8 protein-coding genes are annotated in these 13,167 nt (G+C 54.3%); 6 read left to right on the top strand and 2 right to left on the bottom strand.

What is annotated here, in order from left to right; translation table 11 throughout:
• Positions 1–36 precede the first annotated feature (36 nt).
• A complete protein-coding gene (fepB, locus tag ACHHZ7_RS02280; protein ID WP_032942658.1) occupies positions 37–993 on the bottom strand; it encodes a Fe2+-enterobactin ABC transporter substrate-binding protein in 957 nt (318 codons plus the stop codon).
• Between the two features lie 187 nt (positions 994–1,180).
• Between fepB and entC the strand changes: the two genes are divergently transcribed.
• Genes entC through entH form a run of 5 tightly spaced genes read left to right on the top strand, consistent with a single transcriptional unit; the run spans position 1,181 to position 6,040 of the window.
• Positions 1,181–2,356 (top strand): isochorismate synthase EntC, encoded by a 1,176-nt coding sequence (gene entC / locus ACHHZ7_RS02275; RefSeq protein ID WP_060682600.1) that lies wholly within the window; start codon positions 1,181–1,183, stop codon positions 2,354–2,356.
• A 31-nt stretch (positions 2,357–2,387) separates the two neighbouring features.
• On the top strand, positions 2,388–3,998 hold the full coding sequence (entE, locus tag ACHHZ7_RS02270; protein ID WP_395148557.1) for a (2,3-dihydroxybenzoyl)adenylate synthase EntE: 1,611 nt from the start codon (positions 2,388–2,390) through the stop codon (positions 3,996–3,998).
• A gap of 13 nt (positions 3,999–4,011) precedes the next feature.
• Complete coding sequence (locus ACHHZ7_RS02265) at positions 4,012–4,869, top strand: isochorismatase (protein WP_060682598.1); 858 nt, start codon at positions 4,012–4,014, stop codon at positions 4,867–4,869.
• Positions 4,869–5,624, top strand: coding sequence for a 2,3-dihydro-2,3-dihydroxybenzoate dehydrogenase EntA (gene entA / locus ACHHZ7_RS02260; protein WP_060682597.1), 756 nt, complete (start codon positions 4,869–4,871; stop codon positions 5,622–5,624). Before ACHHZ7_RS02265 ends, entA begins: the two co-directional genes overlap by 1 nt.
• A 2-nt stretch (positions 5,625–5,626) precedes the next feature.
• The gene (gene entH, locus ACHHZ7_RS02255; protein WP_060682596.1) at positions 5,627–6,040 is read left to right on the top strand and encodes a proofreading thioesterase EntH; all 414 of its coding nucleotides are present in this window, start codon (positions 5,627–5,629) and stop codon (positions 6,038–6,040) included.
• 38 nt (positions 6,041–6,078) lie between these two features.
• Here entH and ACHHZ7_RS02250 read toward each other — a convergent pair whose 3' ends face one another.
• Positions 6,079–10,524 carry an autotransporter outer membrane beta-barrel domain-containing protein gene (locus tag ACHHZ7_RS02250; protein WP_284300440.1) on the bottom strand — a complete coding sequence of 1,482 codons (4,446 nt, stop codon included), beginning with the start codon at positions 10,522–10,524 and terminating at the stop codon, positions 6,079–6,081.
• A 498-nt stretch (positions 10,525–11,022) separates the two neighbouring features.
• Between ACHHZ7_RS02250 and cstA the strand changes: the two genes are divergently transcribed.
• Positions 11,023–13,128 (top strand): pyruvate/proton symporter CstA, encoded by a 2,106-nt coding sequence (gene cstA / locus ACHHZ7_RS02245; RefSeq protein WP_008784063.1) that lies wholly within the window; start codon positions 11,023–11,025, stop codon positions 13,126–13,128.
• The last annotated feature ends 39 nt before the right edge of the window (positions 13,129–13,167 follow it).

The raw sequence follows: 13,167 nt of genomic DNA, 5'->3' as shown, positions 1-13,167 counted from the left end.
GCCGGATAAGGCGTTAGCCGCATCCGGCGCTGAACATTAAAACAGAGCCGACAGACGTTGCAGCAGCAGCGTGGCGCTGTAGTAGTCGAGACGGAAGGTTTCCGTACCCAGGGCGTAAACGCGTTTATTCTGCACGGCTGGCAGATGCGCCAGAAGCGGATTGGCGTAAATAGCGTCGGCATCTTTGCTGTCGCCTGCAAACAGGAACAGCGCTTCGCCGTTCAGGCCTGCCGCCAGGTTCTCACCGCCAAGCTGGATGATATCGTGGCGTTTGCCCTGACTCTGGCTGGTGTGCAAGTTGGCAGGCAGCGTTGCCAGCGTGAACCCTAACTGCTCCATCAGCTTGCCTTGCGCTGACTCAGGCGTCCACAGGTTGGCGCTGTGCGCCGCGGCGGTATATACCAGCGCGCTGACCGGCTGTGGTGGCAGGGTAATATGTTGCTTAACCGCCTGAAGTTGCTTATCAAACTCGGCAATTCGCGCAGTTGCCTGTTGCTCCTGACCGGTAATTTCACCTAACTGGGTCAGCAGCGACTGCCAGCTTTTATCGTCGTAATTAATGATGAGCGTTGGCGCAATGGTGGACAGCTGATCGTATAGCGCGAGGGCAGAATCTCCCCCGGTGGCGCTTACCAGAATCAGATCCGGCATTTGAGCTGCAACGGCTTCGGCGCTCGGTTCGCCGATATACAGGCGGCTCAGTTTGCGTTCTTTTGCTACTTCGCTCCACTGACGTAAAAAGCCCTGCGCATCGCCGATGCGATTGTTCGGCGTAGTGGCACCGCTGGCAATGACTGGGGCATCAATCGCCAGCAGCGAGCCGGTGAGGGTCACGCTGGTGGAGACAATTCGCTGCGGCTTATGCTCAAGCGTATGCGTACCGCGGCTGTCAGTAACCTGACGCGGCCAGTCGGCGGCGTGACCTGAAGAAATTCCTGAAAGAGATAAACCTGCCAGTAAGAGCACGGTGCGGCAAAAAGAGGGGAGACTCACGAATCGGCTTCCTGTTATCAGTATGAGTAATGCTTCTCATTTTCATTGTTAGCGAGCAAGGATGCAAGCCAAAGTCGCACATTGTGCTACCACAAGAGTTGACATACCGCCGCTTTACTTTTAGGTTAGCGACCGAAAATATAAATGATAATCATTATTAGAGCCTTTATCATTTTTGGAGGATGATATGGATACGTCACTGGCCGAGGAAAAAACGCAGACTATGCCGACGCTCGCTCCCGACAGTTTTTTCTTTATGTCGCCGTACCGTAGTTTTACGACGTCAGGATGCTTCGCCCGCTATGCGGAACCGGCAATTGATGGCGATTCGCCAGACAGCCCTTTCCAACAGAAAATGAACGCACTGTTTGCTGATGCCAAATCGCAGGGCATCGCGAACCCTGTCATGGTCGGGGCGATTCCCTTTGATACCCGCCAGCCATCATCGCTGTTTATTCCCCAATCATGGCAGAGCTTCTCTCGTACGGCGAAGCAGCAATCATCACGTTACTTTACCGCGCATCAGTCGCTGAACGTCGTTGAACGTAAATCGATCCCGGAACAGGACTTTTTTGAAGATATGGTCGCCCGGGCGGCTGCGCTGACGTCCACTCCGGAAGTCGACAAAGTGGTGTTGTCACGCCTGATCGATATCACCGCCGATGCCAACATTGACAGCGGTGCGCTGCTGGAGCGTCTGGTGGCGCAAAATCCAGCGAGCTACAACTTCCATGTACCGATTGAAGACGGCGGCGTATTGATTGGTGCCAGTCCGGAACTGCTACTGCGCAAAGAAGGCGATCGTTTCAGTTCTCTGCCGCTGGCGGGCTCTGCACGTCGCCAGCCTGATGATGTGCTGGATCGCGAAGCAGGGATCCGCCTGCTGGCGTCTGAGAAGGACCGCCATGAGCACGAACTGGTGACGCAGGCGATGAAAACGGTATTGCGCGATCGCAGCCGTGAACTGCAACTGCCTTCTTCTCCGCAGCTGGTTACCACGCCGACGCTCTGGCACCTCGGCACACCGTTTGAAGGTAAAGCCAACCCGCAGGAAAACGCCCTGACGCTGGCGTGCCTGCTGCATCCGACGCCTGCGCTAAGCGGCTTCCCACATCAGGTTGCGCGCAAGCTTATCGCCAAGCTGGAGCCGTTCGATCGCGAATTGTTCGGCGGTATTGTCGGCTGGTGTGATGCCGAAGGTAACGGTGAGTGGGTGGTGACGATCCGCTGTGCGAAGCTGCTGCGCAATCAGGTACGTTTCTTTGCCGGAGCAGGAATTGTTCCAGCCTCTTCCCCGGTTGCGGAATGGCGTGAAACGGGGGCCAAGCTCTCCACGATGTTGAATGTTTTTGGACTGCATTAAGAGCCTTGTGGACTGGCTTTAAGGAGCAATAATGAGTATTCCTTTCACCCGCTGGCCGGAAGAGTTTGCCCGCAGGTATCGTGAAAAAGGTTACTGGCAGGATTTGCCGCTGACCGACATTCTGACCCGTCACGCCGACAGCGACCATACGGAGATTATTGATGGTGAATGCCATCTGAGCTATCGCCAGCTGAATCAGGCCGCTGACAATCTTGCCTGCAGTTTGCGTCGCCAGGGGATCAAACCTGGCGAAACCGCGCTGGTACAACTGGGCAATGTGGCTGAGCTGTACATCACCTTCTTTGCGCTGCTCAAGCTGGGCGTGGCTCCAGTGCTGGCGCTGTTCAGCCATCAGCGTAACGAACTCAACGCCTATGCCAAACAGATTGAGCCGGCACTGCTGATTGCCGATCGCCAGCATACGCTGTTTAGCGGCGACGATTTTCTTAACGCTTTTGTGGCCGAACACAATTCAGTGCGCGTGGTGTTACTGCGTAACGATGAAGGTGAACACAATCTGCAAACGGCGATAAACCAGCCTGCGACAGATTTTTCCGCCACGCCATCGCCTGCTGATGAGGTGGCGTACTTCCAGCTTTCTGGCGGGACGACCGGGACGCCAAAGCTGATTCCTCGCACTCATAACGATTACTACTACAGCGTGCGTCGCAGCAATGAGATTTGCCGCTTCACCGGGGAAACGCGTTATTTATGCGCAATCCCGGCGGCGCATAACTACGCCATGAGTTCGCCAGGCGCGCTGGGCGTATTCCTGGCTGGCGGCACCGTGGTGCTGGCGGCTGACCCGAGTGCCACTCTGTGTTTCCCGCTGATTGAACAGCATCAGGTTAACGTCACGGCGCTGGTGCCACCTGCGGTGAGCCTGTGGTTGCAGGCGATTGCGGAGTGGGGCAGTAATGCGCAACTGGCTTCGCTGAAACTGCTTCAGGTCGGTGGCGCGAGACTTTCCGCCACGCTTGCGGCACGTATTCCGGCCGAAATTGGCTGCCAGTTGCAGCAGGTCTTCGGCATGGCGGAAGGGCTGGTGAACTATACCCGTCTGGACGACAGTCCTGAGCGCATCATCAATACCCAGGGGCGCCCGATGTGTCCCGATGATGAAGTCTGGGTAGCAGACGCTGACGGTAACCCTTTAGCCCAGGGAGAGACCGGACGCCTGATGACGCGTGGTCCGTACACCTTCCGCGGTTATTTCAAAAGTCCTGAGCATAATGCCAGCGCCTTTGACGCCAACGGCTTTTACTGTTCCGGCGATCTGATCGCTATCGATCCGGATGGTTACATCACCGTTCAGGGGCGTGAAAAGGATCAGATCAATCGCGGCGGGGAGAAGATCGCCGCTGAAGAGATTGAAAACTTGCTGCTGCGCCATCCAATGGTGATCCATGCCGCGCTGGTCAGTATGGAAGACGAACTGATGGGTGAGAAAAGCTGTGCCTGGCTGGTGGTGAAAGAGCCGCTGCGCGCGGTGCAGGTGCGCCGTTTTCTACGCGAACAGGGCATAGCGGAATTCAAATTACCCGATCGTGTTGAGTGCGTTGAGTCATTACCGCTGACTCCAGTGGGGAAGGTAGATAAAAAACAATTACGTCAGTGGCTGGCATCACGTTCACTGGCCTGAAGGAGAAATAGAAATGGCAATTCCTAAACTGCAGGCTTATGCGCTACCAACGGCGCTTGATGTTCCGGTGAACAAAGTCGACTGGGCATTTGACCCTGAACGCGCCGCGCTGTTGATCCACGACATGCAGGATTATTTTATCGGCTTTTGGGGCGATAACTGCCCGATGATGGAGCAGGTCGTCGCGAACATCGCCGCGCTGCGCCAGTACTGCAAAGAGCATAACATTCCGGTGTATTACACCGCTCAGCCGAAAGAACAGAGTGATGAAGACCGCGCTCTGCTCAATGATATGTGGGGACCGGGCCTGACGCGTTCCCCGGAACAACAAAAGATCGTTGAGGCGCTGGCGCCGGATGAAGCGGATACCATTCTGGTGAAATGGCGTTATAGCGCATTTCATCGTTCCCCGCTGGAACAGATGCTCAAGGAAACCGGGCGTAATCAACTGATCATTACCGGGGTGTATGCGCATATCGGCTGTATGACCACCGCAACGGACGCCTTCATGCGTGACATCAAGCCGTTTATGGTTGCCGATGCGCTGGCGGACTTTAGCCGTGACGAACACCTGATGTCGCTGAAATACGTGGCGGGACGTTCCGGGCGTGTGGTTATGACCCAGGAATTATTGCCGACACCGGTCCCGACCAGTAAAGATGCGTTGCGCAGCGTTATTCTGCCGTTGCTGGATGAGTCTGAAGAGCCGATGGATGACGAAAACCTGATCGACTACGGGCTGGATTCCGTGCGCATGATGGCGCTGGCGGCGCGCTGGCGTAAGGTTCATGGTGACATTGATTTCGTGATGCTGGCGAAAAAACCGACCATTGACGTATGGTGGGCGCTGCTCTCCCGCGAGGTGAAGTAATGGCTGGATTTGATTTTGCCGGGAAAACCGTCTGGGTAACCGGCGCGGGTAAAGGGATTGGCTACACCACGGCGTTGGCATTTGCGAATGCTGGCGCTGAGGTGACAGGATTCGATCGCGAATTTCCTCAGGATAACTACCCGTTTGCGACCGAAGTGCTGGATGTGGCAAATGCCGGACAGGTAGCTGAGGTGTGCCAGCGCGTCCTCAAAGCGCGCGAGCGTTTGGATATTTTGGTCAATGCCGCAGGTATTTTGCGTATGGGGGCCACCGATGCGCTGAGCGCAGAGGAGTGGCAGCAGACGTTTGCGGTTAACGTTGGTGGGGCGTTCAATCTGTTTCAGCAGACGATGGCGCAGTTTCGTCGCCAGCAGGGCGGGGCGATCGTGACCGTCGCGTCGGATGCGGCGCACACGCCGCGTATCGGCATGAGTGCTTACGGCGCGTCAAAAGCCGCGTTGAAAAGTCTGGCGCTGACCGTCGGACTTGAACTGGCGGGCAGCGGTGTGCGCTGTAATGTGGTGTCGCCAGGCTCGACCGACACCGATATGCAGCGCACGCTGTGGGTTAGCGATGACGCGGAGCAACAGCGCATTCGTGGATTTGGCGAGCAGTTTAAACTCGGGATTCCGCTGGGGAAAATCGCCCGGCCGCAAGAGATCACCAACACTATTTTATTCCTCGCTTCCGATCTGGCCAGCCACATTACGTTACAGGATATCGTGGTGGACGGCGGTTCCACGCTGGGGGCATGACGATGATCTGGAAGCGTCATTTAACGCTGGATGAACTCAATGCCACCAGTCAGAACACGATGGTGGCGCATTTAGGCATAGTCTATACCCGGCTGGGTGATGATGTGCTGGAAGCCGAAATGCCGGTGGATAGCCGCACGCATCAGCCATTTGGCCTGCTGCACGGCGGCGCATCCGCGGCCCTGGCGGAAACGCTGGGTTCAATGGCGGGTTATCTGATGACCCGCGACGGGCAGTGCGTGGTAGGGACGGAACTCAACGCCACGCATCATCGGGCGGTATCGCAAGGGAAAGTGCGCGGTGTCTGCCAGCCGCTGCACCTCGGGCGTCAGAGCCAAAGCTGGGAAATCGTTATCTTTGATGAACAGGGACGACGCTGTTGCACCTGTCGTTTAGGCACTGCAGTGATGGGGTGAAGATAAGCGCGTCGTTTAGACGCGCTTCGTGACACCAGTTACCAGCTATAGCGCAGATTAAAACTCCCGTTGAGATCGCGGTAGTCGTTATTACCTTTCTGACCCGCCGCCTGGACGCTGACGTTCCACTGGCTATTGAGATTCGCCTGAATTCCCACTTTTAGCTCGCTGCGATCGGCAGGAAGATCCTGTTTTACCGTTGCGTTATCAAATGATACGGCCAGATCGTCGGTGGAGTGTAGCCAGTTAATCTCTGCGAATGGCCGGACGGTTGCATCGACGAATGAAAGCTGGCTATCAATTCGCAGACCAAGACGTGTGGTCCAGCTATCGCCATTTTGCCCGTCTATGCGTGTACCATTTGTCTCAACGCTATCTGCCTCGTAGCGTTGCCAGATAACCTGCGCCTGTGGCGTCAGGCTTACTGTGTTAGCGCTGCTCAAGTTAATGTTGTAGCGGTAACCGCTTTCCAGCGAAATCGCGTGAGCCAGGGAGTCGTAATGCGTTGAACCGGCATTGCCATTCTCGACGCTGTTATTGTAGAAGCCATACTGATACCACGTATCAACATACCAGCCGCGATGTTGCCGGGCATCAGAGAACCAGGTGGCATACGCGCCAAGATTGTAACCGTCGATATCGCCTGTGGCTGTAAACTGACTGCCATCCGCGCCGCGATTTCCGGTGCTGTCGGTACTGCCGTCAAGGTAACTGGCCATCAGGCCAAACGTGATGCTTTGTTGTTCATCGCGCCAGATAGCAATATCGCTGCCAAGCTGAAACTGGGTGTAATCGCTGTCCATGTCGATATTGCCATTTACAGCCGATGTGTCCGTTTTTCCGCCTCTAATTCGCGCCCAGACGCTTCCTTCGGCCGAGCGGTACTGGCTCCCTTCACGATCGAATAGCGTTTGCATCTGCAGGTTACGCGCCAGCCATTGGTTGCCCAAATAGGCGCCGATGTCGGCGCGATATTGTGGATTCGATGGGGTTACGTCGCTGCCGCTGTCGTCAGGGTCGACAGGTGTCACGTCGCTGCCGCCGTCATCAGGATCAACCGGTGTCACGTCGCTGCCGCCGTCATCAGGATCAACCGGTGTCACGTCGCTGCCGCCATCGTCAGGATCAACTGGCGTCACGTCGCTGCCGCCGTCGTCAGGGTCGACAGGTGTCACGTCGCTGCCGCCGTCATCAGGATCAACTGGCGTCACGTCGCTGTCGTCAGGATCGATCGGAGTGACGTCATCATCCGGGTCGTCGGGTGTTTCTGCTTTGGAACGCAAATACCAGCTTTCGTTATCTTCATACAGACGATACTCATACAGGCCGATTTGAATCTGATTGCCAAGAGAAAATGCGTCATCCGATGATATCCCTCCGACGTCGACAATCTCGATACCTTGATCGGTATATGCACCCACGCCATCCACATTATTGATGTAGAGCGTGGTGCTGCCGTTAACATTACCCGAGACAATGAGCTGGTCGGTTGGTGAATTATCATCGCCTAAACTGGCGTTAAGTGAGAGCTGACCGCCGTTGCCCGTGTAGTCGCCGTTGATGATTAACGCATTCCCGGGAGTCGTGCTACTGCTGCGGATTACACCTTGATTGGTTACGTTACCATTAACGATAAACTGGCTATCTGGCGTTGTACGATCACCAAAGCTTAGCAGGCCGACGGTGTTCACAGCACCGTTGATTACCCCGTTACCGCCGAGAGTGGCTCCAGCTTCAACATCGATGCTCTGCTTGCTCCCTTCAGAGCCAATAGCGCCAGAACTAGTCAACCACAGCGTTCCCTGCTGAATGTCTGTGATTCCGCTCCAGGTATTCTTTGCGGTAAGGGTGAGCGTGCCGTCTCCTTTTTTGGTCAGACTTTTACCGTCCCATCCCGTGGTGGCGTTGGGTGAGGTATCTGCAAGCAACCCATTGACGGTAAATGTCTGGCCCGCGTTCAGGGTGAACGTACCGTGTGCAGGCGTAGAGACCGCGGCGGAGTCTCCGGCGTACCAACTGAGCCCCACGCCCAATTCATATTGGGTATTATCAAGGGCATTAACCTGACCAGAAATCGCGATATAGTCGGGCAGGGTATCCGGATCGGTTGAGATCGAAGCGAAATCGCTCACGATTGCGGAGTTGGCATCAATTAGCGTAACCGTGTCGATGTCTGCCAGTTGATTGTCTGAGGTCAGCGCGTTGAGATCCAGCGCATTACCCGAATTGCTGATGTGTAGATCGCCGCCAGGATTAACCTGTCCGCCGGTAATTAGCGGGTTAGCGGACTGACTGGCCAGCGCCGCGGCGCTTAAATCGACGCTGAGAATACTGCTTTCTTTCAGCGTGACCTCATCAGCATGCACAGTGCTGTAAGTTCCGGCTGTGTGGTCTGCCGCCAGCTCAAGGGTTCCTGCGTTGGTCAGCGTCGTGAGCGTGGAATCATCGGTAACCCGCCACTGGCTCTGCTCGGCAAGGTTAAGATTGAGGATTGAATCAATCCCCTGAGCGTTGAAGCTTTCATTAACCGAGGTTGCTCCGGCGAAATAAGAACCCGCGTCCATATTGAGGTTGATATATCCCCAGCCGCTGTTAACGATGTCGCCGGTTATGGTCATTTTTCCTGAGCCACTTACCGTCCCGCCAGGTAGAACATTCCCGCCCGAGGAAACTTTCGGGTTCCAGATGGCAACGCCGCCGTCGGCGATGATGGTGGTATCGCCCGTCAGATTCACGATACCGCCTTCTTGCACCACCACGCCGTAACCACTGCCGTTAGCGCCGGTCATATCAATGGTCAGATTCTCACCATTGATGATGCCTGCATGGGTAAAATCCCCATCGCCGATGGCCCAAAGACCGTAAGGATTTTTACCGCTCATGATGATATCCGTATTGGATATATTGATCGTCGCGCCACTGTATTGGGCTGATGCGCCATAGCCGTTAACCGCGTAGATAGTGTTTCGCTGCTCTGCGGAACCGTTGAAATTTATGGTTGTCGGTGCGCTGTAAGGGGTGTTGGCCACAATACCGTTGGTCGTGTGGCCTGTGGAATTTCTTCCATCAATGCTGCTGCCTTCACCAATGTTGGCGACGGCGGCATGCATGCTGCTCATTAGTGTAAGAGCGGTGGACTGCGCGGTCGTGACGGTCAGATTTCTGGCATTGAATTCACTGTATCCTCGGCCGGTCAGGTAAATTGTTGATGCAGTCCCGTTTGCGCTAATGGCGCTGTCTGACCCTAAATCAACCACGCCGCCTTCTATTCGAAGCCCTTCCGTCTTCTGGCCGGTGACGTCAATGGTGAGGTGGTTGGCCTTTACTGTTCCGATGGCATCATCTTTACTGGTTGCCGAATAATCCTCAACAATCATCCCGTATCCTTCGGAGAAACCGTGCACGGTGATGGTGGAATCATTGCCAAAATCCACGTTGCCGCTGATGTCCGCGCCTGTACCGTTTGCGCGCTCGTTAGAGGTTGTGGAAAGGGTGATATCAAGGTTATCTGCCGTAAAATAACTTTGTGAACCAGAAACAAGTCCATATGCCGTACCTCCAGGCGTTGAGAGCGTAATTGCGCTGTTCTTGCCCAGATTAATTTGGCTGTATTGCCCCTCCTGGATACCATAAATCGTGGTGCCTGTTCCTGTCTCTGATACGGTGAAATCAATGTTCAGCCCGTTCGCGTTAACCTGGGTGTTTTTTCCAAGATAGAGCGCGCTGCCGCCGGCTGTGCCGCTGGTTAATTCTATGCGGCTGTCATCCCCAAAATTGAGCGTGGTACCATTTGCCCAGTATGTGTCGATACCTACAGCCTTACCGGTTGCATCGGTGTTAACCTGGATTAATCCAGCGTTCATGGTTAACGTATTATTGTCGTCATAGAAATAGACACCCGTCGCATTACCATTTTGGGATTCGGTGATAATTTTACTCTTGTTGCCGAAGTTCAGCGTGGTGTTTTCTGTATGAACGTTAATTCCGTAAGCATCTTTTTTACTGATGGTGTTAATTGATATATTCTCGGCGTCTATATTTGTGCCTGGACTGGTGTTGTTAATATAAAGACCTGTGGTTGATGCTGCTTTCGCCGTTCCTGTGTCTGTAACGTTAATCTGTGTACCGGTACCTAAATTATTATTGGCGCTGTTATCAAGTTTTACCCCAATAGAACCACTATCACCGGTAACGTTAATGGTGGTTTTACCATTAATCTGTACGCCTTGCCCCCCTGAGGACAGACTTTCGATACCCGTGGTTCCATCGACAGATGTCACGGTATCGCCATCATTTAAGTTGATAGTTTCACCGCTAAGCGGGCCGTAGTCGCTGGCATGAACGCAGTTTGCCATTAATCCAACTGCCGATAACACCAGGCCTGCGACGGTTGCGCGAACCCGTTGATCGCCCTGCGAGAGTTCTGACGTCACCACAAACATATTTCTCGCGATATTCCAGACGATGCGATAGCATTTATTCATAATTTATATCCTTATACGGCCATCCTGAACAACCTGGCGCTGAAAATTCTGCTGAATTAATTTTATTTTTTTTATATGGGGTATTTTGTCATTAAAACTGGTGCTGCAGGTATATTCTTTGTTTTGAAATTGGTGATTAAGGTGAAATAAAGCACTTACTGCATACAAAATCAGGATGGTCTGAATCTCTAAGAGCCATAACCGTTAAGCTGAGAAAGTTAGGTTAATATTGTTAATTAATATCCTTATTAATAATAAAAATATTAAGTGGCACGCTCAGCATCATGCTGAGAGGAGAATTGGATAAAACATAGAGGTGTTGACACATACTGCGCAATTTTTTCAGTTGTCTCTGCGTTGATAGTGATCAAGTTAACAATACAATGTAAAAAATCAGTGATATATCTGCTTTGCATGGTTGTCAGGTTGTTAAATTCAGAAAAGATGTTATAGAAACAAAATGTAACATCTCTCTGGATCGGACAACGGATAACAACTATGAACAAATCAGGGAAGTACCTCGTCTGGACAGTGCTCTCCGTTATGGGAGCATTTGCCCTCGGCTATATCGCATTAAATCGTGGTGAACAGATCAACGCGTTGTGGATAGTCGTGGCGTCGGTCTGTGTCTACCTTATCGCTTACCGTTTCTACGGCCTGTACATCGCGAAAAATGTACTGGCGCTTGACCCGACGCGTATGACGCCAGCCGTGCGCCATAACGACGGTCTGGATTATGTTCCCACCGATAAAAAAGTGCTGTTTGGTCACCATTTTGCGGCAATTGCCGGAGCGGGTCCGTTAGTTGGACCGGTGCTGGCGGCGCAAATGGGCTATCTGCCGGGGATGATCTGGCTGCTCGCCGGGGTGGTACTGGCGGGTGCGGTGCAGGACTTCATGGTGCTGTTTGTTTCTACCCGTCGCGATGGTCGTTCCCTTGGCGAACTGGTGAAAGAAGAGATGGGCCCAACGGCGGGCGTTATTGCGCTGGTGGCCTGTTTTATGATCATGGTGATTATTCTCGCAGTACTGGCGATGATCGTCGTGAAAGCGCTGACCCACAGTCCGTGGGGAACCTACACCGTAGCGTTCACCATCCCGCTGGCGATCTTCATGGGGATTTACCTGCGCTATCTGCGCCCGGGCCGCATTGGCGAAGTGTCGGTCATCGGTCTGGTGTTCCTGGTGTTTGCCATTATTTCCGGCGGCTGGGTGGCTGAAAGCCCGACCTGGGCACCGTACTTTGACTTTACCGGCGTACAGCTGACGTGGATGCTGGTGGGCTACGGTTTTGTTGCCGCCGTCCTGCCTGTGTGGCTGCTGCTGGCCCCGCGTGATTACCTCTCTACCTTCCTGAAAATCGGCACCATTGTTGGTCTGGCGGTAGGGATTCTGATCATGCGTCCGACGCTGACCATGCCTGCGCTGACCAAGTTTGTTGACGGTACTGGCCCGGTCTGGACCGGTAACTTGTTCCCGTTCCTGTTTATTACCATTGCCTGTGGTGCGGTTTCTGGCTTCCATGCGCTGATCTCCTCCGGCACCACGCCGAAGATGCTGGCAAATGAAGGGCAGGCCTGCTTTATCGGCTACGGCGGAATGCTGATGGAATCCTTTGTCGCCATTATGGCGCTGGTTTCCGCGTGCATCATCGATCCGGGCGTGTACTTTGCAATGAACAGCCCGATGGCGGTGCTGGCTCCTGCGGGCACGGTTGACGTAGTGGCTTCTGCGGCACAGGTAGTCAGCAGTTGGGGCTTTGCCATTACGCCAGACACCCTGCATCAAATCGCCAATGAAGTGGGTGAGCAATCCATCATCTCCCGCGCAGGTGGTGCGCCGACGCTGGCCGTCGGGATGGCGTACATTCTGCACGGCGCGCTGGGTGGCATGATGGATGTGGCGTTCTGGTATCACTTCGCCATTCTGTTTGAAGCATTGTTTATTCTGACGGCGGTAGATGCCGGTACACGCGCCGCGCGCTTTATGCTGCAGGACTTGCTGGGCGTGGTATCACCGAGCCTGAAACGTACCGATTCGCTGCCTGCAAACCTGCTGGCTACAGCGCTGTGCGTGCTGGCCTGGGGTTACTTCTTACACCAGGGCGTGGTGGATCCTCTGGGTGGTATCAATACCCTGTGGCCGCTGTTTGGTATCGCTAACCAGATGCTGGCCGGTATGGCGTTGATGCTCTGTGCTGTGGTGCTGTTCAAGATGAAACGCCAGCGCTACGCGTGGGTGGCACTGGTCCCAACCGCCTGGCTGCTGATTTGTACCCTGACCGCTGGCTGGCAGAAAGCGTTTAGCCCGGATGCGAAAATCGGCTTCCTGGCTATCGCCAACAAGTTCCAGGCGATGATCGACAGCGGTAACATTCCGGCGCAGTACACCCAGTCGCAGCTGACGCAACTGGTGTTTAACAACCGCCTGGATGCGGGTCTTACCATCTTCTTCATGGTCGTCGTTGTGGTGCTGGGTCTGTTCTCCATCAAAACTGCGCTGGCAGCATTGAAAGAGGACAAACCAACTTCGAAAGAGACACCGTACGAGCCGATGCCTGAGAATGTCGAAGAGATCGTGGCGCAGGCGAAAGGCGCGCACTAATATTCTCTTAACCAACGAGCCCTCTCCTGAACGGGGAGG

The sequence above is a fragment of the Citrobacter freundii complex sp. 2024EL-00216 genome (genome assembly GCF_043945515.1).
GTDB lineage: Bacteria > Pseudomonadota > Gammaproteobacteria > Enterobacterales > Enterobacteriaceae > Citrobacter > Citrobacter portucalensis.
Note: the sequence above shows the minus strand (reverse complement) of the source record. Positions and strands in the feature narration are given on the sequence as shown.

What these genes read in the sequence shown, in the direction of transcription:
- entA (WP_060682597.1), top strand. Translation starts at nt 4,869, where the DNA reads ATGGCTGGATTTGATTTTGCCGGGAAAACCGTCTGGGTAACCGGCGCG.
- ACHHZ7_RS02250 (WP_284300440.1), bottom strand. Translation starts at nt 10,524, where the DNA reads ATGAATAAATGCTATCGCATCGTCTGGAATATCGCGAGAAATATGTTT.
- cstA (WP_008784063.1), top strand. Translation starts at nt 11,023, where the DNA reads ATGAACAAATCAGGGAAGTACCTCGTCTGGACAGTGCTCTCCGTTATG.
- ACHHZ7_RS02265 (WP_060682598.1), top strand. Translation starts at nt 4,012, where the DNA reads ATGGCAATTCCTAAACTGCAGGCTTATGCGCTACCAACGGCGCTTGAT.
- entE (WP_395148557.1), top strand. Translation starts at nt 2,388, where the DNA reads ATGAGTATTCCTTTCACCCGCTGGCCGGAAGAGTTTGCCCGCAGGTAT.
- entC (WP_060682600.1), top strand. Translation starts at nt 1,181, where the DNA reads ATGGATACGTCACTGGCCGAGGAAAAAACGCAGACTATGCCGACGCTC.
- entH (WP_060682596.1), top strand. Translation starts at nt 5,627, where the DNA reads ATGATCTGGAAGCGTCATTTAACGCTGGATGAACTCAATGCCACCAGT.